Raw genomic sequence first — 26332 nt, 5'->3', positions numbered from 1 at the left:
AACAGTGAGCCTGCTCACGCGGGGAGCTCCGCGCGGACCGTCCCGGCCACCACCCGGGCGGTCACCTTCAGCGGCTCGGTGTCGTGCGCCGCGCGGCTGAGCACGATCGCGCCCTCGAACGCGGCCAGCACGTAGGTGGCCAGCTCCCCGGCCGGCTCCGGCGCGATCCCGGCGGAGGCCAGCCGCCGCGCGATCGCCTCCCGCCACGAGGCGAACACCTCCGCGCACGCGTGCCGCAGCGGCTCGCTCGTGCCGGACGCCTCCAGCGCCACGGTCGCGATGGGACACCCGTCGCCCCACTCCGACCGCTCCAGCGCGTCGACGCTCAGGTGGAAGAAGTCCTCGATCGCCCGGGCGACGCCCTCGCCGCCCTCCGCCCGCTCGTAGACCAGGTCGAACAGCCGCAGGTAGCGCTCCCCGGAGTGGCCGACCGCCTCGACGCCCAGCTGCTCCTTGCCGCCCGGGAAGAAGTGGTAGAGCGACCCCCAGGGGGCCTGGGACGCGGCGGTGATCTGTTTGAGGCCGGTCGCCGCGTATCCCTGCTCCCGGAAGAGCTGCGCGGCGGCCTCCAGCAGCCGGCGTCGCGTGTCCGTCGCCATGCCCGGAATCCTAGCCCTTGTTCTTGCTAGATCGATCTATCTAGAATGCCGTTCGAGTCGACCCGGGAGGCCGTCATGCCCAGCAGCACCATCCGCACCGAGCGCCGCGACGCCGTCCAGATCGTCACCCTGGACCGGCCCGGACGGCGCAACGCCGTCGACGGCCCCGCCGCCGAGGCGCTCGGCCGCGCCATCGCCGCCGCCGAGCGGGACAAGGGAGTCCGCGCCATCGTGCTCACCGGCGCGGGCGGCACCTTCTGCGCGGGCAACGACCTCAAGGCGATGGCGGCGGGCGACTTCCCCACCCCCGCCGAGGACGGCCCGCCGCCCATGAACGTCACGCGCGCACCCGCGTCCAAGCCGGTGGTCGCGGCGGTCGAGGGCTACTGCTTCGGCGGCGGGTTCGAGCTGGCGCTGTGGTGCGACCTGCGGGTGGCGTCCACGACCGCCGAGTTCGGCGCGCTCAACCTGAACCACGGCCTGCCGTGCATGGACGCGGGCACGGTACGGCTGCCCCGCGTCGTCGGCCAGGCGCGGGCCCTCGACATCCTGCTCACCGCGCGCCGCGTCCCGGCCGCCGAGGCCCTCGCCATCGGCCTGGTCACCCGCCTGGTGGAACCCGGGGAGGCGCTGCCCGAGGCCGTGCGGCTGGCCGCCGCGATCGCCGCCCTGCCCGCGCCCGCGCTGGACGCCGTCCGCCGCTCGGTCACCGAGCAGTGGTCGCTGCCGGAACCGGACGCCGCCCGCAACGAGACCCGGCTCGCCCTCGCCCTCCTGGCCGGGGCGGACGCGGGTCAGCCCGCGCCGCCCCCCTCCGCGGCGTCGTCATAGCGCCGCTGCGACACCTGGATCGTCGGCATGCTCGCGGCGATCCAGTCGACCAGCTGCTGCAGCGACCCGGCCAGCTCCTGCCCGAACGGGCTGAGCCGGTACGACACGCGCGGCGGGCTGGACGGCTCCACCTCGCGCTCGATGATCCCGTCCCGGGTCAGCACCTTGAGATTCTGGGAGAGCATCTTCTCGCTGATCCCGCCGATGCGGTCGCGCAGCATGTAGAACCGCATCGGGCCGTCGCGCAGCGCGATCAGGACGAGCATGCCCCAGCGCCCGGAGATGTGCTCGAAGACCGCGCGCCCGGGGCAGTCGCTGCGGAACACATCGCTCAGGTCGCCCGGGTCGCCCAGCGGGCCGGCCTCGCCCGTAGGGCCCCCCGCGTCGGCTCTCACGTCCACCATCAGGAGCCTACCCGCGGGAAACGGCGCCAGGAGGGGCCCGGACGCGCCTCGATCACGCCTGTGGGGCGTGCCAGGTGAGCGCGACCTGGTGCTCCTGGAAGCCCATCGACCGGTAGAGCGCGGCGCCCTCCGCCGGGGCGTGCAGGTCGACCCGGGAGACGCCCTTGCCGCGGAACCACGCCAGCAGCTCCTGCATGATCAGCCGCGCGTAGCCCCGGCCCCGGTACAGCGGATCGGTGACCATGCCGAGCACGTAGCCGGCCGACGCGCCGCCCTGGTACGGCCCGGGGAGCCGGTACTCGATCACCCCGAGCCCGCAGGCGGCGAGCTTGTCCTCCTCGCCGTCCACGACGAACACGCCCAGCGACCCGCCCAGGCGCTCCTTCAGGTCGCGGGCGAACTCCTCGCGCCAGTTCCCCTCGCGGGGCTGGTCGGCGTCCTGGTCGGCGGAGTCCATCACGCGCCGGAACAGGAGCTCGCGCAGCCGCGTGAGCTCGGGAATGTCGTCGGCGGTCGCCGGGCGAACGATCACACTGACACCCTAGGCGACCGGTGCCACTCCGCGCGCCCCCGACGGAGATCGTCCCGGGCGCCGCGACCCGTCCCCGCGCCGGCGGCCGTCCCGGCGGCTCACGCGGGCCCCGCCATCAGCAGCGGACCGGTGACGTTGAAGCGCTCGACCCCCTGCCGGGTGAGGTTGACCCGCAGGTCGATCCAGCCGGGCCGGCCCTCGAACCGGCAGTCGGCCCCGCCGCCGGGCGGGAAGTGCAGATCGCCGACCGACAGCTTGGCGCCGCGCACGTGGACGGGCAGCAGGATCCGCGACCCCGGGCCGAGCCGCGCGATGCCGCAGCCGCCGATCTCCCGGCCGCGCTCCTCGCTGCGCAGCGCCTCCCGCGCCACCTGCCCGTACAGGGCCCCGTAGGTGACCGAACCGGGCCTGATCCGGCCGAGCAGCGCGCCGTCCTGGACGGCGGGGGCCGCGGCGGGGACGGGCGCGGGCGCCCCGGACGCGGGCGCGCAGCCGATGACGCCGGGATGGCCGTGCGGCGCGTACACGCCGTCGGAACGGCCCACGCCGAGCACGTCCACCACGATCACGTCGCCCGGCTCCGCGCCGACCACCACCAGCGGGCCGCACAGCACGGCCTCCTCGCCGGGCTCCCGGCCCTCGCACTCCATCCGCACCGAGCCGCCGGTGATCACCTCGGCGACGGCGGGGATGTCGGGATGCCAGCGGTTGTGCCCGGGTACCGAGCGGGTCGCGGAGCCGGCCGCGGCGGGCGGGCCGGGAAAGCGGACGACCGGCGGTGCGGCCGCGAGCGTGGGCGCCAAGGCAGGGTCCTTCCGGAGCGGGAGAGCGGAGAAGATCAGATGAACAGATCCTGCCGACCGTGCTGTTTCCGGCTGGTTTCGGCGTTCTGACAGTTGAGTAAGGCCGGGATCACCGAAGTTTTCCGGAACCTTCCACGACCGGCCGGCGTCTAAGGGCAATGCCGTCCCGAAGGCTCATCGCATGCCTCCCGCTGGCGCTGCTGGCGGGTGCGTGCAGCGGCGCCGCGCCCACCGGTCCGGGCCCGGCGGCCCCGGCGATGGCGCTGGTCGCCTACAACGGCTGCGACGAGTTGCTGAAGGGCCTGCGGGCCGCGACCGAGCGCGACGTCGGCCCGTACGGCCTGGGCGGCTTCGAGCTGGAGTCCGGTCGCCTGCCGCTCGGCGCGGTTCCCGAGGGCGCCGTCCCGGACGGCGCGGCCCGCGCGCAGGGCTCGGCCCCGGGCGCGGCCGCCGAGAAGCAGGCGCCCGGCCACTCCGGCACCAACACTCACGAGGCCGGCGCCGACGAACCCGACCTGGTGAAGACCGACGGCACCCGGATCGTGACGCTCGCCAAGGGGCGCCTCCAGGTCATCGACGCCAAGACCCGCGCGGTCGTGCACCGGCTCGACCTGCGCGAGGCGTCCGGCACCCCGGGCGAGACCTCGCCGATCGGGTACGGGCAGTCGCAGTTGCTGCTGAGCGGCGACCGCGTCCTGATCGTGACGCCGCGGAGCCGGCTGCTGAGGCCGCTGCCCGACGGGCCCGCGCTGTCCAAGCCGGTCGTCCCGTTCGCCCGGAGCCAGACCACGCTCACGCAGGTCAGCCTGGCCGGCACGCCCCGCGTCGTCGGGACGATGACCGCCGAGGGCACCTACGTCGACGCCCGCCAGACCGGCTCCACGGCGCACGTGGTGGTCACGTCCACACCGCGGATCGACTTCCCCGACCTGCCCGGCAGGCCCGGCGGGCCCGACAGCGAGCGGCAGGCCACCGAGCGCAACCGGCAGATCGTCCGGTCGGCGCCGCTGGACGCCTGGCTCCCCCGGTTCGAGGTCCGTGCCGGGACGGCGGCCCCGAAATCGTTCCGGACGCCCTGCGAGCACGTGAGCCGTCCCGGCTCGCAGCCCGGCACCACCATGCTCTCCGTGCTGACCCTCGACCTGGCCCGCGACCTCGGCGACCCCCGGCCGGTGACCGTCGCCGCCGACGGCCAGACCGTCTACGGCAACGGCAGGAGCCTCTACGTCACCGGAAACGGGACGGGGGCGAGGGAGGCCGCGGCGCGCGAGAGCACGCACGTCCACCGGTTCGACGTGACCGGCGGCGCACGCCCCCGCTACGTCGCGTCCGGATCCGTGCCCGGCCGGCTGCTCAACCAGTACTCGATGTCCGAGCACGACGGCAGGCTGCGCGTCGCGACCACCACCTCACCGGCGGCGTCCACGGTGCGCCCGGACGGCCCCGCCGCGTCGAGCACCGCGCCCCGCTCGCAGAGCGCGGTGCACGTCCTGGCCGCCGACGGCCGCGCGCTGCGCGAGATCGGCAAGGTGGACGGCCTCGGCAAGGGCGAGCGGATCTACTCGGTGCGCTTCATCGGCACCACCGCGTACGTGGTCACCTTCCGCCAGGTCGACCCGCTCTACGTGATCGACCTGAAGGACCCGGCACGGCCCCGGGTGACCGGCGAGCTCAAGATCACCGGCTATTCGGCCTACCTGCATCCCGTCGCCGGCGGCCGGCTCCTCGGCGTCGGCCAGGAGGCGAGCACCGACGGCCGCACGCGCGGCACCCAGGTGTCGCTCTTCGACGTCAACGGGCCGCCGCGCCGCGTCGGCGCCTACCACCTGCCCGGCTCCAGCGCGACCGCCGAGTTCGAGCCGCACGCCTTCCTGCACTGGCCCCAGACGGGCCTGACCGTGCTGCCGATCAGCCATCGCACCGCCGAGAGCGAGGCGCTGGTGCTGAAGGTGGACGCCGCGGGCGTGCACCGCGCCGGAACGGTGCGGCACCCCCGCGACGGCGCCTACCCCGGCCCGATCCGCCGGTCCCTGATCGTCGGCGACACGCTGTGGACGCTCTCCGACCAGGGCGCCCGCGCCACCGACACCGCCACCCTCGCCGAGCGCGCCTGGCTGCGCTTCTGAGGGGGCATCGATCACCCCGGTCCCGGTCCGTGGGGGTTCCGGGACCGGGGTTACGCTTCAGCGGAGGCCGGTGGAGCGCCGGAGCGCGGTCTGGATGAGCCGGTCGACCAGCGCTGGGTAGTCCAGCCCGGTCGCCGCCCACATCTGCGGGAACGCCGACGCCGGGGTGAACCCGGGCATGGTGTTGATCTCGTTGAGGATCCAGCGGCCGTCGGGCGTGTAGAAGAAGTCGACCCTGGCCAGGCCCTCGCAGTCGAGCGCGTCGAACGCCTGCGCGGCCAGCCGCTGGACCTCCTCGACCGCCGCCGGGTCCAGGTCCGGCGGGATGTCCAGCCGCAGCGAGTTGTCGAGGTACTTGGTCTCGAAGTCGTAGAAGTCGTGGCCGCCGCTCATGAGGACCTCGGCGGGCAGGCTGGCCTCGGGCGGGCCGTCGTCCAGCCCCTGCAGCACCCCGCACTCGATCTCGCGGCCCTCGATCGCGGCCTCGACGATCACCTTCGGGTCGTGCTCGCGGGCCGCCTCCACCGCGGCCTCCAGGTCCTCCTCGGCGGTGACCCGGGTGATGCCCATGCTGGACCCGGCGCGGGCGGGCTTGACGAACACCGGCCGGCCCAGGTCCTTGATCTCGTCGATCTTGCGCTTGCGCTCGCGGCGCCACTCCCGGTCGCCGACCAGGACGTACGGGCCGACCGGCAGGCCGCGCGCCTGCCAGACCAGCTTCATGAAGCCCTTGTCCATCCCGACCGCGCTGGCCAGCACCCCGGCGCCGACGTAGCGGACCCCCGCCAGGTCGAGCATGCCCTGGATGGTGCCGTCCTCGCCGTACGGGCCGTGCAGCAGCGGCAGCACCACGTCGACCTCGGCGAGCGTCGCGGGGACCCGGCCCGGCTCGATCACCATCAGGCCGCGGCTGTCGGGATCGAACGGCAGCGCCAGCGCGGCGCCGCCCTCGGCGGTCACCTCGGGCAGCCGGCCGTCGGCGATCTCCAGCCGCTGGTCGGGCGAGGCCAGCACCCAGCGGCCGTCGCGGGCGATGCCGACCGGCACCACCTCGTAGCGGTCCCGGTCGATCGCCGCCATGACCGCGCCGGCGGTGACGCAGGAGATGGCGTGCTCGGAGCTGCGCCCGCCGAACACCACGGCCACGCGGATCTTGGGTGAAACCTGCGACATGACGCCCGACCCTACCGTTGATCAGGCCGGCTCGGCCACGAGCGGGACGCCCGCGTCCCGGGCGCGGTCCTCCCGCAGGTCACAGGCCTCCCGGGGGTCACAACCCGACCCGCGAGGTGCCCTTCTGAGCGGACTGGTGAGCGTGGTGACTCCCATCATCCGGGTCGTCAGGGCACCTCTTCCTCATCCCGCCTCCGCGCCCGAGAGCCCGCTCGGTCTATCCGGGCCTATCCGGGCTCGGGCATCGAGCTCAGCGGCCGATCTCCACGACGATGCCGTTCTCACCCCGGACGATCTTGCCGCCCTGCGTCCTGGCCTTGGCCGCTGCGTCGGCCGGGGACAGCGAGGGCGTCGACATCGCACGCTCGGCATCGGTGTAGCCGCTGATCTGGCCGTTCTCGTCCAGAACCGGGATCTGGTCCGGGAGGGCGGCGGTGTCGACATTCCCGTTGCCATCCACCCACGTGGGATTGGCGGAGGATTTCCGCGCCGTGTGGATGGTTTCCGGGAAGGTGTGCTCACCCGACCAGACGGGCCCGCCCTTCCAGAACCAGCCCTTCCAGTGGGCGGTGATCGCCACGCTGCCGTAAGTACCCGCGCCGCAGGGCGGCTCGGAGAAGTCCTCGAGCCTCACCGCGAAGGAGAAATAATGGTCGGGGTTGAAAAGAAAGCCGGTGTCCCGGCAGATTCCCCAGAACGGGCCCTGCCGCTTGAGATAGAGGATCCGCGCCGTGATGTTGCCCGGCTCCTGGATCTCCCACTCGCCGCAGGGTCCGTTGGCGCCGGTGAACGCCTCGCCCTCCGCGAACGCACCGCCGTTGCCGTTGGTCGGCAGTACATACGACCTGGTCAGGTGGCAGGCGCCGGTGTCACTGCGGTAGGTCCACGCCTCCTTGCCGACCTCATGCGCCGACGCCGGCGATGCCGCGAGAGCGATCCCCGAACCCGTCGCCGCGAGCAGCGCGGCCACACTTCCGAGTCGCTTCCCGGAAACCTTCTTGATTCGCACCTTCGACTCCTTTCTTCGGTGGCAGGCCAAGTCCACAATGTTCACTGATAAGACGGCCGCCGCTGGTGATCTCGGATTGCAAGGGCCACCGGGCCCGGAGCGGTCTGCTCCGGGCCCGGCACGGACGACACTGCGGAACTGTCCGTTGCCCGACTTCAGATCTCTACGCGGTCGTCACCGTCCGACCACCGCCACGTCGGCGAGCGTCACTGGATCTTGCAGATGCTGCCCGAGATGCTCTGGGGGAAGGTGGCGAAGCCGTACCTGCGGATGGTGGTGGCGGCTCCGGAGTTGGCCCGGCAGATGTAGCCGGGGCCGGCGTTGGGGTTGCTGGTCTTGTCGCCGTAGAAGCGGAGCGCCTGGTCCGACTTGGGCGTCACGCCGTTGTAGGAGATGTTGTAGACGCGCCGGACGCCCAGGAAGTCCGAGGGCTCCTTCACCACGTTGGGGTTGGGGACGAGGTTGGGCGTGGTCCCCGACACCGGGTTCAGGTTGCCCGCGGTGGTCTCCTGGGTCATGAACACCGAGCTGGCGCGCTTGTCGGTCACCACGGCGTTGCCCTGCGCGATCCACTGGGCCACCGAGTAGGGCAGGACGGCGGTCCCGTAGTCGGCCGCGGCGACCTGCGTGCCGTCGTTCTCCTGGACCTTCTTCAGGGCACCGCAGCTCGTGGACGGCTCCGCGCCCAGGACGGTGTTGACGAAGAACGACCGGGTACCGGAGTCGTCCTGCGGGATGTAGCGGACGATGGTGCCGTTGCCACCGCCCACCTGGTTCCAGTTGGTCTTGGTGCAGGAGTAGATGTCGCGGATCTCCTGGATGCTCAGCGAGGCGGGGGCGACCGAACCCGGGAACTTCACCACGCCCACCGCGTCCAGCCCGAAGGCGTAGTACTCGAACGCGGCCGGGTCGGAGCTCGACGGGCCCGAAGACGACCGCGCACCGTCGAAGCAGCCGGTCGTGGCGTTGTCGGTCGGGAACGGCGCGACACCCTGCAGCGCCCGCTTGCCGTCGGACGACCCGTTGGGCGCCGGGTACGGCGGCGGCGTCGCCGGGGCCAGGGCCTTGTCCACGTAGGCGCGAGTACCGCAGTTGGCGTCGCCCGGCACGGAGAAGCCCGGAGCGGCCCCGGGCAGCACCGGGACGTTCTTCACCACGTCGCCGTCGGGGTTGTAGGTGGTGTTGGTGTTGTACTCGGCCGCCAGGGCGTCCATGACGTCCTCGGTGGTGTCCGAGCCGCCCATCGTGATCGTCTGAACGATGCCGTCGCCGGGCGCCACCGCGTTCGCGGGCGCCGCCATGAGGCCGCCCAGGGCCACGGCCGCGGCTCCTGCGAGCAGCACCTTTCTGATGCCAAGTCTCATGACATCCTTCCGGTCACTCGGCCCGGGCCCAGTTACCCGGGGCCAGACCCCATTGAGAGGTCCGTGGGTAACGCCCGACAGGCCGAGAAACGGACGGCCGACGGCCCCACCGTTCAGGCCCGACGACCGGAGGAACGGTCCTGATCGGGGTTCACCCGGCACCACCGCCGGGATCCGCGGCGAGGACCGGCGGCGCCTCGATGGCCGGCGTGAACGCCGCGATGCCCGGCCGGCGGAGGTACCGCCGGCCGGGCATCGTCGGCCACGTGCGGCCCCGGGGCCGGGGCCGTTCAGAGCGCGGAGGCGCTCAGCCGCTCACCTCTTGATCAGACGGGCCCGCCGGGCCAGCCACCGCGTCCGGGCCCGCAGGGCCGCCCACCAAGCCAGCAGGTCGCCTCCCCGGTGCCGGCCGGACGTTCCGTACGCGGTGCCCGAGGTGATCGCGTTGGTGAGGACCAGCGCGGAGATCGGCACGATCAGCACGAGCGCCGCCAGCCCGGCGAACAGCGGGATATGGGTGCCCTGCGCCCCGGCCAGCGCCTGCTGCTGCCCGGCCTTCGTCACCGGCCGCGTCGGATGGTCCCCGTCCGCCCCGGCCGGGTCCGGAGTGTCCCCACCGGGGTTCGAGGCGGGAGTCCCGCCGTTCGGCCCGCCGCCGTCGGGGTCGCCGCCGGGGTCGCCGCCGGGAGGGTCACCGCCGTCCTGGGCGCAGGGTCCCGTGGTCTGCGCGCCGACCTTGTCCACCGCCTTGGCCGCCTCGCTCTTCAACCCCTCGGGCAGCGCCGCGAACCCTGCCGGCAACCGCTGCTGACCGGCCCCGGCCATGTAGCCGAGAACGTCCCGCACCCGGTCGGCGCCCGCGAGACCGGTGCAGGCCGGCGCGTGGGCGTACTCGACGTAGGTGAGCGGGTAGGCGCCCTTGCCGTCGGCCGCGGGGTCGGGCACCAGGGCGCCGTCGGGCAGCCGCTTCATCTGCCCCGCGGCCGCGGTCATGGTCGCCGGGGTGGGGGCCACGTACTCGCCCGCGGCGTTGCGCAGCTTCACGACCGGAAGCCCGAGGTGCGCCGCGGTGGCCGCGTCCGTGAGCACGAAGTTGAGGCATCCGGCCTCGATCGAGCCGCAGTCGCCGACGAAGTCCGGGTTGTCGAGGATCTTGCCGAGGCCGACCCGGTCCCCGGCCAGCGAGAGGAAGCGGCCCCCGGAGGGGTTCAGCACGTCCAGCCGCCACAGCTCCCCGATCGCCTCACCGGGGTCGTCGTACTGGCTGGGGACGTCCGGGTAGCGCCAGTCCTGCGGGGCGTGCCGGGCCAGGTGCCGCGACAGCACCCAGTGCCCGACCTCGCGGGTCGCGTACGCGGCGATGTCCGCGTTCTGCAGCCGGCCGGCGAGAAGCGTGGCCAGCTGCGGGTTGGCCTCCCTGACCGCCGCCTGGTGCCGGCCGGTGACGAGGGCGCCCGACGTGGTCACGAGCTCGGCGAACTGCTCGGGCGTCAGCTTGATGTCGTCGATGTAGGCGGGCCGGTTGAGGCCGCCCATGCCGGACGCCGGGTACTGTCCCGTGATCGCCAGCACCTGGGCGTTCAGCGCCACCGGGACGCCCACCGACGGGCGTTTGGCGACGGCCGCCGCCTGCTCCCCCGCCGTCACGCCGCCGCCGCCGAGGAACACCGTTCCCTGGCCGTCCCGGAAGCCCTCCCGGGCGGTCACGTCGTCGTTGGCGGTGTACTCCATGTCGATGGCCTTGCCGCCGCCGCAGCGGCTCTGCACCCACCCCACGTACGCCGGCGCCAGCCGGTGCGGCCCGACCATGTCGACGACCTCTCCCGGCTTGGGCTCCTCGCACCCCTCGAAGGCGTTCGGCTGCTTCACCGTGAAGGCCAGCGACGACGCCTCCTGGAGGTACACCAGATCGCCGGCCTCCGTGAGGTAGAGGATGGTGAACCCGACTGAGCACCGGCGGCCCGGCTCGCAGGAGAGCGCGGGGGTGTCGGTCGCCGGGTAGGTGTTCTCCCCCTCGGGCGGGACGGTGATCGTGAACGTGAACGTGCCGCCGGGATCGGGGGGCGTCTGGTCCGGCACGTCGATCTTGAGCACGTTCTTGCACACGGTCGGGTAGTTCTCCTCGTCCACGCCCGCGGGCAGCGGAGAGGGGCACAGTTGCGGGTTGGTCAGCACGGCGACCTGGGCGCCGGGGACCTTGAACTTGATCTCCACCCGCACCCGGTCGCCGGGACGGACGTCCGCGAGGTCCGCCAGCGTGGCGGCGGAGATCTCGTAATCCGTCGGGGCGGCCGCCGCGGTGCCGCCCGGGACGATCGACAGGGCGGCCGCGCAGACCAGTAGCACGACCACGCCGGCCGCCTTCCGCAGCCGGTGCATCCAACCCACCACTACCGGTCCTCCCCGTGATCGCGGTCCGCGCGGTACCGCCGCGTCGATGGACCGGGCGCGCGCCGCCATGGCCCGCCGCCAGCGTCCGGCGGCGGCGTGGAGGCGGTCAACGGCGCTCGGAGTCGGTTCACCCGCCGCCCGTCGCGTGTTCACAGTGGTGCCCGGCGCGGGCGCGCGGCCGTGCCCGCACCCGCGCCGGGTGGTCCGGCGATCCGCGGTCACGCCGTGCCCTCCCGCGTCCAGTCACGGCCCGTCCAGTCACGGCGCACCCCGGCGGCATGGGACCGTTCCGCTGCGAGAGAGCCCCCGCCGTGGCCGATCTGGATGACCTTGTCCACCACCTCGGCGTCCCGGGCGCCCGTGCGGAACCGCTGCGCCGCGGCCTGTGCCTCCAGCCGGCGGCCGTAGGCGTGTGCGCTGACGGCGACGCGGCGGCCGTCGAGGCGCATCGTCCACGTCCACTCGCCGCCCTGCACGCTGGTCAGGTCGATCACCGCGGTGGCGGCGTGCGCCCGGACCGCACCGGCGGCCTCGGCGACCTCCTCCGTGCTGGCGAAACCTTCCGCGGCGATCGCGACGATTCGGTGGTTGCGACTCAGCATCCGCCAATAAAACGCAGCGTCGGATGATCGGTAGATTTGGAACCTCATGACATCGCCCTCGGCTGGAGTCGGCTGGAGGCATTCGTCAGACTTTGATCAACAGCAGTAAAATTCAGGGCGCTTTTGAAAGTTCAATGAACGTGGACTTAACGCGCGACGTGGCTGCATGTCGCAGATAATTCACCTGGCTGTATCAGGCCATCAGGTAAACCGCGTCAATGGTGGCGCGTCGGGGGTCGCGCCTTCCCCGCCGGGACGGTCCGCCCCGCTGACGCCACCGGCCCGGCCCCTCGGTGAGAGGCCGGGCCGGCGCGCGGGAGGCCGAGGTCAGGGCCGGGTCAGGGCCGCGTGTGGAGGGCACGGCGGCGGGCGGCGACCATGACGCCTCCCCCGGTCGCCGAGAGCCCCGCGCCGGCCAGCACCAGCGGGACGATGGCGCCGCCGGTCTTCGGCAGCGCGTCGTCGTCGCCCGTGTCGGCGGGGTCGCCACCGCCGCCGTCGGGCGGCGGCGTGGTGCAGTCGGTCGGCGTCGGGCTGGGCGACCCCGTGTCCGTCGGCGTGGTGGTGGGCGTCGTCGAGGCGGTCGTGGTGGCCAGGGCCCGCCGCTTCGCCGACAGCCCCATCGCCCCGTCGCTCGAGTCGCTGGACGTCGCCGTCGGGCTCGTGGTGGGCGTGCCCGTGTCGGTGGGCGTGGGCGACGCGCAGTCGGACGGCGGGTCCGTGGGGCTGCCGGTGGGCGTGGGCGAGCCGGACGTGGGCGTCGTGGTCGGGGTGGTGGCCGCCGCCCGCGCCTCCTGGCTGCCCGTCCCGGTCGGCACGCCCGCGTGCAGGAGCGACACCGTGACGGCGCCCAGGTCGGCCCCGGCGAATTGGCCGGAGGGGAAGGCGTCCGCCCCGGACGCGGTCAGCGTCGCCGGGATCTCGCTCCAGGTGACGTCGCGGCCCGCCGACCGCGGGGGCATGCCGAAGGTCTTCAGCTCGCCGATCTCGGTCTCGGCGGCGGCGGTCGCCGTGGGTGCCGGGGTGCGCGGCGCGCGCGCCTGCCCGGAGGGCTCCCCGCCCGTGCCGGCCGGCCCGACCACCGCGCTCAGCACCGGCCGCGCCGTCCCGCCGAGCTCGGCCACCGGGTCCCGCAGCGTCACCTCGCCTTCGGGGTAGGTGAGCACGACCCAGCCCTCGTACGACACCCGCGCCGCGCCCGAGCGCGTGTCGTAGGTGCCGTTCTCCGCCTTGAACCGGACCGAGCCGTCCTTGAGCACGGTCGCCCCGTCACCGGCCTCCAGCGACGGGACGGGACCGCCGGACCGGGCGGGCCGCCAGTCAAGATGGCCGCCGGTGACACCGGCCACGGTGGCGGGCGCGACCGGCGGCGCGGGCGCGGCCGGGCCGGCGAAGGCGACCCCGCTCACCCCCAGCGCCGCACCGGCCGCCAGCAGCGCCGCCCCGACGGCGGTCATCACGCGGACGCGCGGCGGGGGATTCTTCGAGTTCTCCGTACCGACTTTGCTCATCGCGTGCCGACTTTCCACGAGAGGACATCGAGAGACAACAGTCATGGATTATTATGCCGAGCGCTTCGCCATTGAATTGCGCGACCTTTTTCACCATGGCCCGCCGTCGGCTCTTAACCGTCCATTCACCTCCGCTTGAGAAGGGGGCCGGTCACCGCGATGACACGCTCCTCCCCGATGGTCTCCGGCGCGGCCGGCCCGCACGATCCCCGGTTCCCCGACGACCCGCCGCCCCTGGTCAGCCGCCGGACGGTGTTCGCCGCCGGCGAGATACTGCTCACGCTGGGGCTGGTGGTCCTGCTGTTCGCGGCCTACGAGTTCGCCGGCAAGGCGTGGGCCGCCGACCGCGCCCAGAACGACCTGGACCGGCGCTGGGAACAGGGGCTGCCCGTCCCCGGGCAGCCGATCGGCCGGCTGCACATTCCGCGGCTGGGGAAGAAATGGGTCGTCGCCGAGGGCGTCTCGCGCGGCGCCCTCGCCAAGGGCCCCGGGCACTATCCCGATTCGGACGACCCGGGCGAGGTCGGCAATGTCGCCATCGCCGGTCACCGGATGCCGTCGGTCTTCTGGAACCTGGACCGGCTGCGGGCCGGGGACCCGATCGTGCTGGAGACGCGCAGCGGCTGGTTCGTCTACCGCACCACGCGGTCGAAGGTCGTCCCGCCGACCCGGGTCCAGGTCGTCGCCCCCGACCCCGACAGGCCGAGCGCCAAGCCCAGCCGGCGGCTGCTCACGCTGACCACCTGCAATCCCAAGTTCGACAACTACCAGCGGCTGATCGTGCACGCCGAGCTCAGCCGGGCCCAGGCCAAGAGCGCGGGCCGCCCGCCCGAACTGGCCCGCCGCTGACCGGAACCCGGAACTGGAAGAACTCGGAGGACATCGCGGATGTACGCCTGGATCTGGCACCGGCTGCCCGGCGCCCGGCCCGTCAAGATCGTCGAAGCGGTGCTGCTGGCCGCGGCCGTGCTCGCGCTGCTGTGGTTCGTGGTCTTCCCGCTGCTGGGACCGCTGCTGCCGTTCGACGACGTGACCGTGGACTGAGCGACCGTGGACCGAGCGCCCGCGGACCGACGCGCCCCGGGAACGCCGGGGCCGTCAGGTCCAGGCGGGGAGCAGGCGGGTGCCGGCCTCGGTCGCCAGCACCAGCAGCGCCACCAGGACGGGCGCGCTCAGCACGTAGGTCGACACCATCAGCCAGCGCCGGTAGAGCATGACGGAGGCGTACGCCGCCCCCGCGAACCCGCCCCCGAACAGCAGGAACAGCGGCAGCGCGGCCGGGTCCCCGTGCCGGCCGTCGTGGCCCTCGGAGAGGGTGGCCTGCGGCGTCGCCGGATAGGGCAGCCCCGACATGGCCGCGACCACGACGTAGGCCCGCCCGCTCTCCCAGGGCGCCCAGCTCGCCGAGGTGATCAGCGTGAGCCGGTCGTCCCGGCTCGGCGCCTGGACGTCGCGGCGGGACAGGTTCGTCCGCGCCACCGACCGCACCTTGTACAGCGCCTGCCCCTGCACGGTGAACACGATGATGTCGTCGCCCGGCCGCAGCGAGGTGAGCCTGAGGAAGGGCGCGCCGAAGCCGTGCCGCCGCCCCGCCACCACGGAGTTGCCCGGCTGGCCGGGGCCGGCGGTCCCCGCCACGTGCGCGGGCCCCGCCTGCGTCCCCCCGGGGTCGGCGCCCTCCACGATCACCTGCTGCAGCTTCAGGCGCGGGATCTGCACGATCGCGACGGGCTCGCCGTACCCGGGGACCCGGGGCGTCTCCTGCTTGGCGAACAGCGTCTGCTGCAGCCCCACGGCGCGGGCGATGTCACCGCGCATGTCGTCGAGGAGGGCGCGCTGCTGGCGGCTCTCCATCAGGCCGCCCAGGCCGTACACGACGAGGGCCGCCGAGAGGACGACCGCGGCCGTCCACACCGCGGCGAGCGCCCGGACCCGGCGCCGCGTCCACGGCACGGGCGCGGCGGGCCCGGGAGGCAGGCGGCGGCGGCCGCCGTCCGGGTCCTCGCCCGGGGCGGTCCTGTCCTTGACGGCCTCGATCACCACGACTCCTCGATCACCGGGACTCCTCGGACGCGCGGGCGCGTCCGCCCCTGTGCCGGGGCCCGCCCAGCTTCAGCGGGCGCGCGCGACAGGGTCAACGCCGCCCGGAACCGCTTCACCGTGGTCCCGTCGGGCCTTAACTCCCGCGCCACCCATGCCGGTCGCCGCGCGCGCACACTTGCTGATCAGCGGATGCGGCCGCCGCCGGTGGCGCGGCCGGACCTCCGCGTGTCCCCGACCGACCGCAGGCCCTGCTAGGAGCCCGATGACGACCCTCGCCGGCCCTGCGCCGCCGCCCGAGCCGCCCGCGCCGTCACGGGAGCCGCGTCCACGGCCGCTGACCGAGCGGCTGGGCCGGGCGGACCGCGTGTTCCACCGCGTGGCCGCCGGCGCCGGGGCGGCGCTGTTCCTCCTGCTCGTGCTGATCGGCTTCTTCCTGCTGCTGCGCTCGGCACCGGCGCTGCGGACGGCGGGCTTCGGCTTCTTCACCACCATCGAATGGCGCACCGACGTCGACCCGCCGGTCTTCGGCGTGCTCGGCATGCTGTCCGGAACCGTGATCGTCGCGCTGATCGCCTGCCTGGTCGCGATCCCGGTGAGCCTGCTGGCGGCCCTGTTCATCACCGAGTACGCCTCCGCGCGCCTGCGCGACACGCTGACCGGTGTGGTCGACCTGCTCGCGGCGATCCCGAGCCTGCTGTACGGCCTGTGGGGGATGGCCTACCTCAACGACCGGATCGTCCCGCTGTCGCGCTGGCTGGCCGACAACCTCGGCTGGATCCCGATCTTCTCCACCCGGGCGGAGGCCGAGCTGACCGGCTCGATGTTCATCGCCGGGCTGATCGTCTCGCTGATGGTGATGCCGATCACCACCTCGATCATGCGGGAGGTCTTCGCGCAGACGCCGCCGGGCGAGAAGGAGGCGGCGCTGGCGCTGGGCGGCACGCGCTGGGGCATGATCCGCAACGTGGTGCTGCCGTTCGGGCGCGGCGGCCTGGTCGGCGGCTCGATGCTCGGGCTGGGCCGCGCCCTCGGCGAGACGATCGCGGTCAAGCTGATGCTGCCGCAGGTCCCGATCCTGTCGGGGCACGTCCTGGAGAACGGCGGCGCCACGATCTCGGGCTTCATCGCGCACAACGCCGGCGCCAACGAGAAGATCACCGGCGCGCTGCTGGCGTTCGGCCTGGTGCTGTTCGCCTTCACGATCGCGGTCAACCTGGTCGCCTCGTGGATCATCGCCCGGAGCAGGTCCGGATCGGGAGTGGACGCCTGATGACCATCACACGAGACCCCGGCCCCACCGCCGCCGGCACCGGCACCGGCACCGGCCGGGACGGTGGCGCGGCGCCCCTCCCCCGGCCACAGCGCCGTATCCGCGGCATGACCAGGGAGGACGTCGGGGTGCTCGCGGGCTGCGGGCTGTCCTCGTTCACGCTGATCTGGCTGATCTTCGCCCGGCTGTCGGACGGCGCCGGATGGCTCGGCTTCCTGGTCGCCTGGTACGCGGCCTTCCTGGTCATGCTGTACGTCGTCACCTGGGAGCGGCGCGGCCGGCTCGCCGCGGCCGACCAGGTGGCGGGCACCGTGATCAGGACCGGGATGCTCATGCTGGTGCTGCCGCTCGGCTGGCTGCTGGCGTTCGTGGCGCTGGAGGGCGTGCCGACCCTGCGGCTGACCTTCTTCACCACCGACCAGACCGGGGTCACCCCGGACATGCCCGCCACCGCGGGCGGCGCGCTGCACTCGATCGTCGGCACCCTGGAGCAGGTCGGCATGGCCCTGATCTGGGCGGTTCCGCTGAGCGTGCTCACCGCGATCTACCTCAACGAGACCCGCTCGCGGCTGCGCCGCCCGCTGCGGATCCTGGTGGACGCCATGAGCGGCCTGCCCTCGATCGTGGCGGGCCTGTTCATCTACGCGGCGCTGATCATCCCGCTGGAGGGGGCGCTGTTCAACTTCAACGGGCTGATGGCCAGCCTCGCGCTGAGCATCATCATGCTCCCCACCGTGACGCGCACCATCGAGGTCGTGCTGAGGCTGGTCCCGCAGGGGCTGCGGGAGGCGTCGCTGGCGCTGGGCGCCTCCCGGGCCCGGACGGTCTGGTCGGTGGTCCTGCCGACGGCGCGCACGGGCGTGACCACGGCCGTCGTCCTGGGCATCGCCCGCACGGTCGGCGAGACCGCCCCGCTGCTCTACACCTCCTTCGGGCTGGACCTGTTCAACGCCAATCCGCTGGCCGAGCCGCAGGACAGCCTGCCGCTCTTCGTCTACTCGAACGTGCAGAAGCCGTCGGCGGCCGCGGCGGAACGCGGGTTCGCCGGGGCGGTGGTCCTCATCGGGGTCGTCCTGGGGCTGTTCGCCCTGGCCCGCTACGTGGGCCGGGACCGTTCCCGGAGGCGCTCCCGATGACGCGCCCCTCCCGGCACCGCCGATCACAACGCCGACAAGGAGACCACGTGCCCGCCGTCCAGAAGCCGGAACCATCCGCCGAGCCGCCCGCCGAGCCGTCCATGGAGCCGTCCATGGAGCCGCCCGCGGACGTCCCCACCAGGCGGACGGGCCTGACCACCTCCGACCGGGAGATCGTGCTCACCGGCGGCCCTCCGCCCGGCGCCGCGGAACTGCTGGCCAGGGACGTGTGCGCCTGGTTCGGCGGACGGCTCGTCCTGGACGGCGTCTCCCTGCGGATGGAACCGCGGCGGGTGACCGCCCTCATCGGGCCCTCCGGCTGCGGCAAGTCGACGTTCCTGCGCATCCTCAACCGGATGCACGAACTGGTGCCGGGCGCCGAGCTGGCGGGCGAGGTGCTGCTGGACGGCGAGGACGTCTACGACCCGCGGCAGCGCGCCCAGCAGGTGCGGATGCGGATCGGCATGGTCTTCCAGAAGCCCAACCCGTTCCCCGCGATGAGCATCAAGGAGAACGTGCTCGCCGGCCTCAAACTCGCCGGGATCAAGTGCGGCGACAAGAACGCGCTCGTCGAGCGGAGCCTGCTCCGGGCCGGGCTGTGGAAGGAGGTCCGGGACCGGCTGGACTCCCCCGGCGGGGCGCTGTCGGGCGGGCAGCAGCAGCGCCTGTGCATCGCCCGCTCGCTGGCCGTCCGCCCGAACGTGCTGCTGATGGACGAGCCCTGCTCCGCGCTCGACCCGACCTCCACCCGGCGGATCGAGGAGACCATCGCCGAGATCGGCCACGAGGTCACCGTGGTGATCGTCACGCACAACATGCAGCAGGCGCAGCGGGTCTCCGACCACTGCGCGTTCTTCCTCGCCGAGGAGAACCAGCCGGGACGGATCGTCGAGCACGGCGAGACCGACCGGATGTTCAACTCGCCCACCGACCCTCGCACGCTCGACTACGTCCGGGGCCACTTCGGCTGATCCGGCGCCGCCGCGCCCCCGCGGCGCGGCCGGCCCGCCCTCGGGAGGTACCGCCGTCATGTCCGTCCGCACCGGCCCCGCGCGGCGCTTCCAGCGCGCCGCGCTCGCCGCGCTGCTCCTGCTGTGCGCCTGCTCGGCCGGGCTGGCCGTCGCGGCCGCCCCGGCCGGGGCGGCCACCCTGGTGACGGGTTCGGGATCCAGCTACGTGGCGCTGGCCATGGACGACTGGGTGCGCAGCAGCCAGGTCCGCGGGATCCGGGTCACCTACAACGGCAACCTCGGCTCACCCGGAGGCGTCGACCAGTACAGCAGCCGCCAGGTCGACTTCGCCGGGACCGAGGCCGAGGTGCGCTCGCTCATGAACGGCGACCCCGACCTGCCCCGCGGCTACCAGTACGTGCCCGACGTCGCGGGCGCCGTGTCGATCATGTACAACGTGCGGGACGCGGCCGGAAACAAGATCAACTGGCTGCATCTGAGCCAGCGCACCGTCTCCAAGATCTTCACCGGCGCCATCTCACGCTGGTCGCATCCGGAGATCTCCGCCGACAACCGCGGGGTCAGGCTGCCCGACCAGCCGATCAAGGTCGTCTACCGCACCGGCCGGTCCGGCACCACCGCGCTGTTCTACGACTTCGTCCGGGAGGCCGCGCGGGACGTCTACGAGCCGTGGCGGGAGCGGCACCGCCTCCCCGACCGCCGCATCGTCGAGCTGCCCGAGCGCGGGCCCTCCGGAAGCTTCGCGCCCAACATCGTCGGCATGACCACCTCCGACGCCATGGCCGCCTACGTCGCCAGCCGCAACGGCGAGTGGAGCATCGGGTACGACGAGTTCGGCTACGCCATCAAGCACAACGCGCCCGCCGCCTACATCAGGAACGGCGCGGGCAAGTGGGTCCAGCCGTACGCGGAGAACATCGCCGAGGCCCTCAAGGACGCCGATCTGCGGGCCGACCTGAGCCAGGAGCTCTCGGGCGTCTACACCTCCCGCCGCGCCAAGGCGTACCCGATCTCCGCCTACAGCTACATGATGGTCCAGTGCCATGCGGGGCGTGGCCGCGACACCTGCCGGGGCCCCTACTCCGACGGCGGCAAGGCCGACACCCTCGCCAAGTTCATGCGGTTCGTGGCCTGCGACGGACAGGTCAAGATGGCGCGGATCGGCTATTCCCCGCTCCCCCCGAACCTCTCGCAGGAGATGGTGAACTCCATCGCGCGGATGACCGGGCGGACGGCCGAGCAGCTGTCCCGGGGCAACTGCGCCAACCCGACGTTCTCCGGCGGCCTGGGCGAGGGCGCCAAGGCCCCGGACGACCCGTTCGACCGGCTGAACGGCGGCAACGGGCCGGGCGGGAACGGGCCGTCGGGCGGCCCGTCCGCCGGCGCCGGGGCCACGGCCGGAGCGGGGGCCGGAGCGGGAGGGCCCGGGACAACCGGTCCGGGCACGGGCACCGGGCAGAGCCGCGGCGCCAGACCGGTGGGCTTCAACGGCCCGGCCTCCCCCGGACTCGGCGCACTGCCCGTCCTGGTGCTCCTGCTCACGCTCGCCGTGCCGCCCGCGGTGATCGCCGCCGTCCGCCGGCGCGGCTGAGCCGTTGGCCCGGGGCCGGGGCGGTCAGAGGCCGTACCGCTCCGGCTTGGGCGAGCGGGAGATCAGCGCGCTGGCCGCGTCGGCGATCGGGACGCCCTCGTACAGCACCTGCACCACCGCCTCGGTGATCGGCATCTCCACGTTGTGCTTGCGGGCCAGCTCGTGCACGGCCCCGGACGACTTCACGCCCTCGGCGGTCTGCTTGGTCACGGCGACCACCTGCTCCAGCGTCATGCCGCGGCCGAGGTTCTCCCCGAACGTGCGGTTGCGCGACAACGGCGAGCTGCACGTGCCGATCAGGTCGCCCATCCCGGCCAGCCCCGCGAAGGTGTGCTCGTCGGCGCCCAGCGCCGCGCCCAGCCGCGCGATCTCGGCCAGCCCGCGGGTCATCAGCAGCGCCCGCGTGTTGTCGCCGAACCCGAGCCCGACCGCCATCCCCACGCACAGCGCGACGATGTTCTTCACCGCGCCGCCCAGCTCCACGCCCACCACGTCGGTGCTGGTGTAGACGCGGAAGTACGGGGTCATGGTGGCGGACTGGAGCCGCCGCGCGGCGTCCTCGTCGGCGCACGCCGACACCGCGGCGCCCGGCTGGCCGGCGGCGATCTCCCGGGCCAGGTTGGGGCCGGAGAACACCGCGACCCGCTCGGCGGGCACGTCGGCGACCTCCCCGATCACCTCCGACATCCGCCGGCAGGTGCCCAGCTCCACCCCCTTCATCAGGCTGACCAGCACCGACTCGGGCGGCAGCAGGGGCACCCAGGCGGCGAGGTTCTCCCGCAGGGTCTGCGCGGGCACCGCCAGCGCCACGAAGTCGGCCCCCGCCAGCGCCTCGGCCGGGTCGGTGGTGGCGCGCAGCCCGGCGGGCAGCTCCACGCCGGGCAGGTAGTCGGCGTTCTCGTGCCGCTCGTTGACCGCCTCCACCACGGGGGCGCGGCGGCCCCACAGCGTGACCTCGCCGCCCGCGTCGCACAGCAGCTTGGCGACCGTCGTCCCCCAGGACCCCGCGCCCATGACGGCGGTACGGAAGGTCACAGAGCCCCCTCGCGTGTCATGACGCCTCCTCCCCTGCGGCGCCGAGGCCGCGGCGCCGCTCCTCCAGCACCCTATGGTGGTCGTAGAGCTCCTCGGGCGGCTCTTGGCCGCGCAGCTCCCCGAGCAGGGCGGCGATCTGCCGCATGATGTCGTCGGCGGCCTCGCGCAGCACGGCCTTGTCGAGCGGACGGCCCTCGTACCGCGACAGGTCGACCGGCGGCCCCGCGATCACCTTCATCGTCTTGCGCGGGAACGGGTGGAAGCCCTTCTTCAGGGATCCGGCCAGGCCGCGCCGCTCGCCCTTGGTGTAGGGCAGCAGCTCGTGCGCGCCCCAGCTCGCCACCGGCACCACCTTGGCACCGGTCTGCAGCGCCATCCGCGCCACGCCCGTCTGGCCCGTCATCGGCCACAGCTCGGGGTCGCGGGTGCAGCTGCCCTCCGGGTAGAACATCAGGCACTCGCCGGCCAGCAGCGCCTCCTCGGCGTCCCGGAGCGCCAGCGCGGCGTCGGCGCTGTCGCGGTAGACGGGGATCTGGCCGGTCCCGCGCAGCACGGTCCGGACGAACCGCACGTCGAACAGCGTCGACTTGGCGAGGTAGACCGGGTAGCGGCCGGACGCGTACACGAAGTGGGCCAGCGCGAGCGGGTCGGCCTCGGAGATGTGGTTGGCGGCGATGATGACGCAGCCCTCGCGCGGGACGTTGTCACGTCCCCGCCACTCCCTCTTCAGGAGCCCGTTGAGCAGGGGCCGCAGGATGACGATCGTCACCTTCCGCCAACCCGGCGAGTACGCGTGACCCATCCCGTCCCCTCCTCGGTCGCTCCACGGTGTGCGTGGGGTGTCCTCAAGTGTCGCGGCGCTTGCGCATAGTGTCGAGTTGCCATGTCTACAGCAGAGCGCAGTACACCCCAGCACCCGGAGCCTCCGCTCCGATGGTCGCTCGTCGTGCCGGTCAAGGTGCTGGCCCGGGCGAAGACCCGAATGTCCGGGGCCGCCGGGCCGCACCGCGAGGCGCTCGCGCTGGCGGTGGCGGCCGACACCGTGGCCGCCGCGCTGCGCTGCGACCGGGTGCGTCGTGTGATCGTGGTCACCGACGACCCGGTGCCGGCGGCCGAGCTGGCCGCGCTGGGGGCGCGGATCGTACCGGACGAGCCGGACGCGGGCCTCAATCCGGCCCTGGTGCACGGGGCGTCCCGCGGCCGCGAGGACGCCCCCGGCGACGGGGTCGGGGCGGTCTCGGCGGACCTGCCCGCGCTGCGTCCCGGGGAGCTGGCCCGGGTCCTGGACGCCGCGGCGGGGTGGCCGGAGGCGTTCGTGCCGGACGCGGCCGGGATCGGGACGACGCTCTACACGGCCCGGCCGGGCGTGCCGTTCTCCCCGGCGTTCGGGCAGGACTCGCGGGCCGCGCACCGCGCGCGGGGGGCGCGGGAGCTGCTGCCCGGCGACATCGACAGCGTGCGGCGCGACGTCGACACCCTGGACGATCTGCGCGCCGCGCTCGCCCTGGGCACGGGCCCGCGGACCGCGGCCGTGGCCGAGCTGCTGCCCGCCTTCCGCGCCTCGGCGTGACGATCACCGGCGCGGGGCGGCGGGACGCCTGAGTAGGGTGCTGGCCATGCAGGCAACGGTGCGGCACTTCGACGCCGGGACCCGCTCGGGCAGCGTCCTGCTCGACGACGGGACCGAGCTGCCCTTCGACACGGAGGCGTTCGACGCGGGGGGCCTGCGGCTGCTGCGCCTCGGCCAGCGGGTCAACATCGCCGTCGAGGGCGCGGCGGGCGACGCGAGCGGGGCCGGGCCCGGCCGGATCACGGTGATCACCCTGTCGACGTTCCCGCTGCCCTGACCCCGCCCCCGCCACCGGATCGGAACCCGGGGGCCCTGGACGCGAGAACGCCCGGGGCCGCGGACGAAACCGCGGCCCCGGGCGCTGTCGAAGGGTGCTACTTCTTTCCGGCCACCAGGTTCTTGAAGTCGGCGCCCGCCTTGAACTTCGGCACCGACGTCGCGGGGACCTGGATGGTCTTGCCCGTTGCGGGGTTACGGGCCGTACGGGCAGGCCGGTCGGCCTTCTCGAACGAACCGAACCCGGTGATCGCGACCTTGTCGCCCTTGGCGACGGCGGTCTGAATCGTGTCCAGGATCGCGTCGACGGCCTCGGCTGCGGCCTTCTTGCTGCCCAGCCGGTCAGAGATCGCGTCGACCAGCTCACGCTTGTTCATGGGTTACTCCTCTAGTTCCCCCCTTGCCCGAACGAAACTAAAGGGTCGATAGCACCGACACAATCACCTGCAAGCAAGAGTTCCCGTGTCGCAGGCGTTTTTGTCGGTCTCGCCCCCGTCTCGCCGGGCAGCCGGACCGGATCCGGCCACCCCGCACGCTAGCGGGCGTCCGGCGCCCTGCGGAAATCGGTGAGGAAGGTCTCCAGCCTGCGTCCGGCCAGCGCGGGGTCGCGTTTGGCCAGATCGGTGATCGCCAGGAGGTGCCGGATGAGCCGGCGCCGGGTCTCCTGTGGCAGCGGCGCCACCAGCCGGTGGGCTTCCCTCAGCTGCTGGGCGAGGCGGGTGAGCGCAGGGTCCTCCCACTCAGGACCGGTCCACGGGTCCCTGTCCCGTGCCTCCGGTTCAGTCAATGTCCAAGCCCCCAACGAGTCGAGCGTGTCTCCGCACCTTATGAATTGTCGTCGGTGAGGAGACACGCTCGTGCATCCGGGGGGCGGTCGGCGCCCCGAAGCCCTAGGCCGTGACGGGGAGCCAGGAGGCGCGGCGGCCCTCGTAGGCGGCGATGTCGTCGGCGTGGCGGAGGGTCAGGCCGATGTCGTCCATGCCCTCCATGAGCCGCCAGCGGGTGTAGTCGTCGATCTCGAAGGAGGCGGTCAGGTCGCCGCTGCGCACTTCGCGGGCGCCGAGGTCGACGGTGATCTCCGCGGTGGGGTCGCTCTCGGCCTGGGCCTGGAGCGCCTCGACGGTCTCGGCCGGCAGGATCACCGGCAGCAGGCCCATCTTGGTGGAGTTGTTGCGGAAGATGTCGCCGAAGCGCGGCGCGATGACGACGCGGAAGCCGTACTGCTGCAGGGCCCAGACGGCGTGCTCGCGGGACGACCCCGTCCCGAAGTCCGGCCCGGCGATCAGGACGCTCGCGCCCTCGTACTGCGGCTGGTTGAGCACGAAGCCCGGGTCCTCGCGCCAGGCGGAGAACAGGCCCTTGTCGAAGCCGGTGCGGCTGACCTGCTTGAGCCAGACGGCCGGGATGATCTGGTCGGTGTCGACGTTGCTGCGGCGCAGCGGCACGCCGCGCCCGGTGTGGGTGGTGAACGCTTCCATGATCGTGGAGTCCTCGGTGCTCAGAGGTCGGTGTCATTCTGGGGGGACGACCCCCCAGGCCCCCCGGCGGCTCCGCCGAGGTCAGAAGGGGCGGCCAGGCGGCCGGTGACGGCGGTGGCCGCGGCGACGGCGGGCGAGACCAGGTGGGTCCGGCCGCCGGGGCCCTGCCGGCCCTCGAAGTTGCGGTTGGACGTGGACGCGCTGCGCTCGCCCGGGGTGAGCTTGTCGGGGTTCATGGCCAGGCACATCGAGCAGCCGGCCTCGCGCCACTCGGCGCCGGAGGCGGAGATGACCTCGTTCAGGCCCTCCTCCTCGGCCTGCTTCTTGACCTTCATGGACCCCGGCACGACCAGCATGCGGACGCCGTCGGCGACCTTCCGGCCCTCCAGGACGCCGGCGACGGCGCGCAGGTCCTCGATGCGGCCGTTGGTGCAGGAGCCGACGAAGACGGTGTCGACCTTGATCTCGCGCAGCGGCGTCCCGGCGGTCAGCCCCATGTACTCCAGGGCCCGCTCGGCGGCCTGGCGGTCGGTCGGGTCGGCGTAGGAGGCGGGGTCGGGCACCGACTCGCCCAGCGGCAGGCCCTGCCCGGGGTTGGTGCCCCAGGTGACGAACGGCGTCAGCTCGGCCGCGTCGATCACGACCTCCTTGTCGAAGACCGCGTCGTCGTCGGTGCGCAGCGACGTCCAGTACTCGACGGCCCGGTCCCAGTCCGCCCCTTGCGGGGCGTGCGGGCGGCCCTCCAGGTAGGCGAAGGTGGTCGCGTCCGGGGCGATCATCCCGGCGCGGGCGCCGGCCTCGATGGACATGTTGCAGACCGTCATCCGGCCCTCCATCGACAGCGCCCGGATCGCCTCGCCGCGGTACTCGATGATGTGGCCCTGGCCGCCGCCGGTGCCGATCCGGGCGATGATCGCCAGGATGAGGTCCTTGGCGGTGACGCCCTCGGGCAGCTCCCCGTCCACGGTCACGGCCATGGTCTTCGGCTTGATCTGCGGCAGCGTCTGGGTGGCCAGGACGTGCTCGACCTCGCTGGTGCCGATCCCGAAGGCCAGGGCGCCGAACGCGCCGTGCGTGGAGGTGTGCGAGTCGCCGCAGACCACGGTCATGCCGGGCTGGGTCAGGCCCAGCTGGGGGCCGATGACGTGGACGATGCCCTGGCCGTCGTCGCCCATCGGGTGCAGGCGGATCCCGAAGTCGGCGCAGTTCTTGCGCAGCGTCTCCACCTGGGTGCGCGACACCGGGTCGGCGATCGGCTTGAGCAGGTCGGTGGTCGGGACGTTGTGGTCCTCGGTGGCGATCGTCAGCTCGGGGCGGCGCACCTTGCGGCCGGCCATCCGCAGGCCGTCGAACGCCTGCGGACTGGTCACCTCGTGGACCAGGTGAAGATCGATGTAGAGCAGGTCCGGTTCGCCCTCGGCTCGTCGCACGACGTGCGCGTCGTACACCTTCTCGGCCAATGTGCGGCCCATCGCTCCACCTCACCCTGGTTGGTCCTCCGGCGCGCGGCGCGCGCCGTGGTCTCTGTCACCTTGCCGTCCCCGTCGGGGGTCCGGGGGTCGCCCCCCGGGTCGGCATCACGGGCAGCGGCGAAGGCGCGCGTAGCGCGACGAGCGC

Annotated in this window: 27 protein-coding genes; 10 read left to right on the top strand and 17 right to left on the bottom strand. The window is 73.3% G+C overall.

Annotated elements, in window-relative coordinates; translation table 11 throughout:
- Positions 1 to 14 precede the first annotated feature (14 nt).
- Entirely contained in the window at positions 15 to 599 is a 585-nt protein-coding gene (locus ACFPZN_RS39710; RefSeq protein ID WP_378287737.1) for a TetR/AcrR family transcriptional regulator, read from the bottom strand.
- 75 nt (positions 600 to 674) lie between these two features.
- Between ACFPZN_RS39710 and ACFPZN_RS39705 the strand changes: the two genes are divergently transcribed.
- Complete coding sequence (locus tag ACFPZN_RS39705) at positions 675 to 1430, top strand: enoyl-CoA hydratase-related protein (RefSeq protein WP_378287736.1); 756 nt, start codon at positions 675 to 677, stop codon at positions 1428 to 1430.
- On the opposite strand, the gene ACFPZN_RS39700 is transcribed toward ACFPZN_RS39705, so the two are convergent.
- From ACFPZN_RS39700 to ACFPZN_RS39690, 3 genes are all read right to left on the bottom strand, one after another.
- Positions 1394 to 1834: a winged helix-turn-helix transcriptional regulator gene (locus ACFPZN_RS39700; RefSeq protein WP_378287735.1), complete on the bottom strand. Its 441-nt coding sequence runs from the start codon at positions 1832 to 1834 to the stop codon at positions 1394 to 1396. The genes ACFPZN_RS39705 and ACFPZN_RS39700 overlap by 37 nt on opposite strands.
- Before the next feature lie 52 nt (positions 1835 to 1886).
- The gene (locus tag ACFPZN_RS39695) at positions 1887 to 2366 is read right to left on the bottom strand and encodes a GNAT family N-acetyltransferase (protein ID WP_378287734.1); all 480 of its coding nucleotides are present in this window, start codon (positions 2364 to 2366) and stop codon (positions 1887 to 1889) included.
- A 98-nt stretch (positions 2367 to 2464) separates the two neighbouring features.
- A complete protein-coding gene (locus ACFPZN_RS39690; protein ID WP_378287733.1) occupies positions 2465 to 3169 on the bottom strand; it encodes an acetamidase/formamidase family protein in 705 nt (234 codons plus the stop codon).
- A 158-nt stretch (positions 3170 to 3327) separates the two neighbouring features.
- Between ACFPZN_RS39690 and ACFPZN_RS39685 the strand changes: the two genes are divergently transcribed.
- A complete protein-coding gene (locus ACFPZN_RS39685; protein WP_378287732.1) occupies positions 3328 to 5295 on the top strand; it encodes a beta-propeller domain-containing protein in 1968 nt (655 codons plus the stop codon).
- 57 nt (positions 5296 to 5352) lie between these two features.
- On the opposite strand, the gene ACFPZN_RS39680 is transcribed toward ACFPZN_RS39685, so the two are convergent.
- The 6 genes from ACFPZN_RS39680 to ACFPZN_RS39655 all read right to left on the bottom strand — a co-directional run bounded on the left by ACFPZN_RS39680 (position 5353) and on the right by ACFPZN_RS39655 (position 13345).
- Positions 5353 to 6468 carry a D-alanine--D-alanine ligase family protein gene (locus ACFPZN_RS39680; protein WP_378287731.1) on the bottom strand — a complete coding sequence of 372 codons (1116 nt, stop codon included), beginning with the start codon at positions 6466 to 6468 and terminating at the stop codon, positions 5353 to 5355.
- Between the two features lie 250 nt (positions 6469 to 6718).
- Entirely contained in the window at positions 6719 to 7477 is a 759-nt protein-coding gene (locus ACFPZN_RS39675) for a hypothetical protein (RefSeq protein ID WP_378287730.1), read from the bottom strand.
- Between the two features lie 206 nt (positions 7478 to 7683).
- Positions 7684 to 8841, bottom strand: coding sequence for a substrate-binding domain-containing protein (locus tag ACFPZN_RS39670; RefSeq protein ID WP_378287729.1), 1158 nt, complete (start codon positions 8839 to 8841; stop codon positions 7684 to 7686).
- A 315-nt stretch (positions 8842 to 9156) separates the two neighbouring features.
- Positions 9157 to 11220 (bottom strand): hypothetical protein, encoded by a 2064-nt coding sequence (locus tag ACFPZN_RS39665; RefSeq protein WP_378287728.1) that lies wholly within the window; start codon positions 11218 to 11220, stop codon positions 9157 to 9159.
- Between the two features lie 230 nt (positions 11221 to 11450).
- On the bottom strand, positions 11451 to 11882 hold the full coding sequence (locus ACFPZN_RS39660) for a DUF1508 domain-containing protein (RefSeq protein ID WP_378287727.1): 432 nt from the start codon (positions 11880 to 11882) through the stop codon (positions 11451 to 11453).
- Positions 11883 to 12172: 290 nt separating this feature from the next.
- Positions 12173 to 13345: an HtaA domain-containing protein gene (locus ACFPZN_RS39655; RefSeq protein WP_378287726.1), complete on the bottom strand. Its 1173-nt coding sequence runs from the start codon at positions 13343 to 13345 to the stop codon at positions 12173 to 12175.
- 159 nt (positions 13346 to 13504) lie between these two features.
- Here ACFPZN_RS39655 and ACFPZN_RS39650 point away from each other — a divergent pair, with 159 nt between their 5' ends.
- Positions 13505 to 14194 carry a class E sortase gene (locus tag ACFPZN_RS39650; RefSeq protein WP_378287725.1) on the top strand — a complete coding sequence of 230 codons (690 nt, stop codon included), beginning with the start codon at positions 13505 to 13507 and terminating at the stop codon, positions 14192 to 14194.
- A 39-nt stretch (positions 14195 to 14233) separates the two neighbouring features.
- Positions 14234 to 14389 (top strand): hypothetical protein, encoded by a 156-nt coding sequence (locus tag ACFPZN_RS39645; RefSeq protein ID WP_378287724.1) that lies wholly within the window; start codon positions 14234 to 14236, stop codon positions 14387 to 14389.
- Positions 14390 to 14443: 54 nt separating this feature from the next.
- Here the strand turns inward: ACFPZN_RS39645 and ACFPZN_RS39640 are convergent, their stop codons facing one another.
- Entirely contained in the window at positions 14444 to 15385 is a 942-nt protein-coding gene (locus ACFPZN_RS39640; protein ID WP_378287723.1) for a sortase, read from the bottom strand.
- 265 nt (positions 15386 to 15650) lie between these two features.
- Between ACFPZN_RS39640 and pstC the strand changes: the two genes are divergently transcribed.
- Genes pstC through ACFPZN_RS39620 form a run of 4 tightly spaced genes read left to right on the top strand, consistent with a single transcriptional unit; the run spans position 15651 to position 20356 of the window.
- Positions 15651 to 16658, top strand: a complete 1008-nt coding sequence (gene pstC / locus ACFPZN_RS39635; RefSeq protein WP_378287722.1) for a phosphate ABC transporter permease subunit PstC — start codon at positions 15651 to 15653, stop codon at positions 16656 to 16658.
- The gene (pstA, locus tag ACFPZN_RS39630) at positions 16658 to 17794 is read left to right on the top strand and encodes a phosphate ABC transporter permease PstA (protein ID WP_378287721.1); all 1137 of its coding nucleotides are present in this window, start codon (positions 16658 to 16660) and stop codon (positions 17792 to 17794) included. The genes pstC and pstA overlap by 1 nt, the downstream gene beginning before the upstream one ends.
- 47 nt (positions 17795 to 17841) lie before the next feature.
- Positions 17842 to 18765 (top strand): phosphate ABC transporter ATP-binding protein, encoded by a 924-nt coding sequence (locus tag ACFPZN_RS39625; RefSeq protein WP_378287720.1) that lies wholly within the window; start codon positions 17842 to 17844, stop codon positions 18763 to 18765.
- Between the two features lie 58 nt (positions 18766 to 18823).
- Positions 18824 to 20356, top strand: coding sequence for a substrate-binding domain-containing protein (locus tag ACFPZN_RS39620; RefSeq protein ID WP_378287719.1), 1533 nt, complete (start codon positions 18824 to 18826; stop codon positions 20354 to 20356).
- Between the two features lie 24 nt (positions 20357 to 20380).
- Here the strand turns inward: ACFPZN_RS39620 and ACFPZN_RS39615 are convergent, their stop codons facing one another.
- The gene (locus ACFPZN_RS39615) at positions 20381 to 21370 is read right to left on the bottom strand and encodes an NAD(P)H-dependent glycerol-3-phosphate dehydrogenase (protein ID WP_378287760.1); all 990 of its coding nucleotides are present in this window, start codon (positions 21368 to 21370) and stop codon (positions 20381 to 20383) included.
- A 37-nt stretch (positions 21371 to 21407) separates the two neighbouring features.
- Positions 21408 to 22193, bottom strand: a complete 786-nt coding sequence (locus ACFPZN_RS39610) for a lysophospholipid acyltransferase family protein (RefSeq protein WP_378287718.1) — start codon at positions 22191 to 22193, stop codon at positions 21408 to 21410.
- Between the two features lie 81 nt (positions 22194 to 22274).
- Between ACFPZN_RS39610 and cofC the strand changes: the two genes are divergently transcribed.
- Both cofC and ACFPZN_RS39600 read left to right on the top strand, forming a co-directional pair.
- Complete coding sequence (gene cofC, locus ACFPZN_RS39605) at positions 22275 to 22961, top strand: 2-phospho-L-lactate guanylyltransferase (protein WP_378287717.1); 687 nt, start codon at positions 22275 to 22277, stop codon at positions 22959 to 22961.
- Positions 22962 to 23007: 46 nt separating this feature from the next.
- Positions 23008 to 23238, top strand: a complete 231-nt coding sequence (locus tag ACFPZN_RS39600) for a hypothetical protein (RefSeq protein WP_378287716.1) — start codon at positions 23008 to 23010, stop codon at positions 23236 to 23238.
- Between the two features lie 97 nt (positions 23239 to 23335).
- Here ACFPZN_RS39600 and ACFPZN_RS39595 read toward each other — a convergent pair whose 3' ends face one another.
- The 4 genes from ACFPZN_RS39595 to leuC form a co-directional block, all read right to left on the bottom strand.
- Positions 23336 to 23614 (bottom strand): HU family DNA-binding protein, encoded by a 279-nt coding sequence (locus ACFPZN_RS39595; RefSeq protein ID WP_378287715.1) that lies wholly within the window; start codon positions 23612 to 23614, stop codon positions 23336 to 23338.
- Positions 23615 to 23772: 158 nt separating this feature from the next.
- On the bottom strand, positions 23773 to 24024 hold the full coding sequence (locus ACFPZN_RS39590) for an SCO5555 family protein (protein ID WP_378287714.1): 252 nt from the start codon (positions 24022 to 24024) through the stop codon (positions 23773 to 23775).
- Between the two features lie 103 nt (positions 24025 to 24127).
- Positions 24128 to 24715: a 3-isopropylmalate dehydratase small subunit gene (gene leuD, locus ACFPZN_RS39585; protein ID WP_378287713.1), complete on the bottom strand. Its 588-nt coding sequence runs from the start codon at positions 24713 to 24715 to the stop codon at positions 24128 to 24130.
- A gap of 20 nt (positions 24716 to 24735) precedes the next feature.
- Positions 24736 to 26187, bottom strand: coding sequence for a 3-isopropylmalate dehydratase large subunit (gene leuC, locus ACFPZN_RS39580; protein WP_378287712.1), 1452 nt, complete (start codon positions 26185 to 26187; stop codon positions 24736 to 24738).
- Between the last annotated feature and the right edge of the window lie 145 nt (positions 26188 to 26332).

It is taken from the genome of Actinomadura rugatobispora, assembly GCF_042656285.1.
GTDB classification, from domain to species: domain Bacteria; phylum Actinomycetota; class Actinomycetes; order Streptosporangiales; family Streptosporangiaceae; genus Spirillospora; species Spirillospora rugatobispora.
The sequence above is the reverse complement of the archived record's forward strand: the minus strand, read 5'-3'. Positions and strand labels throughout refer to the sequence as shown.

Excerpts from the sequence above, each read along its gene's own strand:
- cofC (WP_378287717.1), top strand. The coding sequence starts at position 22,275 with ATGTCTACAGCAGAGCGCAGTACACCCCAGCACCCGGAGCCTCCGCTC.
- leuD (WP_378287713.1), bottom strand. The coding sequence starts at position 24,715 with ATGGAAGCGTTCACCACCCACACCGGGCGCGGCGTGCCGCTGCGCCGC.
- ACFPZN_RS39615 (WP_378287760.1), bottom strand. The coding sequence starts at position 21,370 with ATGGGCGCGGGGTCCTGGGGGACGACGGTCGCCAAGCTGCTGTGCGAC.
- ACFPZN_RS39620 (WP_378287719.1), top strand. The coding sequence starts at position 18,824 with ATGTCCGTCCGCACCGGCCCCGCGCGGCGCTTCCAGCGCGCCGCGCTC.
- ACFPZN_RS39710 (WP_378287737.1), bottom strand. The coding sequence starts at position 599 with ATGGCGACGGACACGCGACGCCGGCTGCTGGAGGCCGCCGCGCAGCTC.
- ACFPZN_RS39645 (WP_378287724.1), top strand. The coding sequence starts at position 14,234 with ATGTACGCCTGGATCTGGCACCGGCTGCCCGGCGCCCGGCCCGTCAAG.
- pstA (WP_378287721.1), top strand. The coding sequence starts at position 16,658 with ATGACCATCACACGAGACCCCGGCCCCACCGCCGCCGGCACCGGCACC.
- leuC (WP_378287712.1), bottom strand. The coding sequence starts at position 26,187 with ATGGGCCGCACATTGGCCGAGAAGGTGTACGACGCGCACGTCGTGCGA.
- ACFPZN_RS39685 (WP_378287732.1), top strand. The coding sequence starts at position 3,328 with ATGCCGTCCCGAAGGCTCATCGCATGCCTCCCGCTGGCGCTGCTGGCG.
- ACFPZN_RS39665 (WP_378287728.1), bottom strand. The coding sequence starts at position 11,220 with ATGCACCGGCTGCGGAAGGCGGCCGGCGTGGTCGTGCTACTGGTCTGC.
- ACFPZN_RS39700 (WP_378287735.1), bottom strand. The coding sequence starts at position 1,834 with ATGGTGGACGTGAGAGCCGACGCGGGGGGCCCTACGGGCGAGGCCGGC.
- ACFPZN_RS39670 (WP_378287729.1), bottom strand. The coding sequence starts at position 8,841 with ATGAGACTTGGCATCAGAAAGGTGCTGCTCGCAGGAGCCGCGGCCGTG.
- ACFPZN_RS39600 (WP_378287716.1), top strand. The coding sequence starts at position 23,008 with ATGCAGGCAACGGTGCGGCACTTCGACGCCGGGACCCGCTCGGGCAGC.
- pstC (WP_378287722.1), top strand. The coding sequence starts at position 15,651 with ATGACGACCCTCGCCGGCCCTGCGCCGCCGCCCGAGCCGCCCGCGCCG.
- ACFPZN_RS39680 (WP_378287731.1), bottom strand. The coding sequence starts at position 6,468 with ATGTCGCAGGTTTCACCCAAGATCCGCGTGGCCGTGGTGTTCGGCGGG.
- ACFPZN_RS39655 (WP_378287726.1), bottom strand. The coding sequence starts at position 13,345 with ATGAGCAAAGTCGGTACGGAGAACTCGAAGAATCCCCCGCCGCGCGTC.
- ACFPZN_RS39610 (WP_378287718.1), bottom strand. The coding sequence starts at position 22,193 with ATGGGTCACGCGTACTCGCCGGGTTGGCGGAAGGTGACGATCGTCATC.
- ACFPZN_RS39650 (WP_378287725.1), top strand. The coding sequence starts at position 13,505 with ATGACACGCTCCTCCCCGATGGTCTCCGGCGCGGCCGGCCCGCACGAT.
- ACFPZN_RS39660 (WP_378287727.1), bottom strand. The coding sequence starts at position 11,882 with ATGAGGTTCCAAATCTACCGATCATCCGACGCTGCGTTTTATTGGCGG.
- ACFPZN_RS39705 (WP_378287736.1), top strand. The coding sequence starts at position 675 with ATGCCCAGCAGCACCATCCGCACCGAGCGCCGCGACGCCGTCCAGATC.
- ACFPZN_RS39595 (WP_378287715.1), bottom strand. The coding sequence starts at position 23,614 with ATGAACAAGCGTGAGCTGGTCGACGCGATCTCTGACCGGCTGGGCAGC.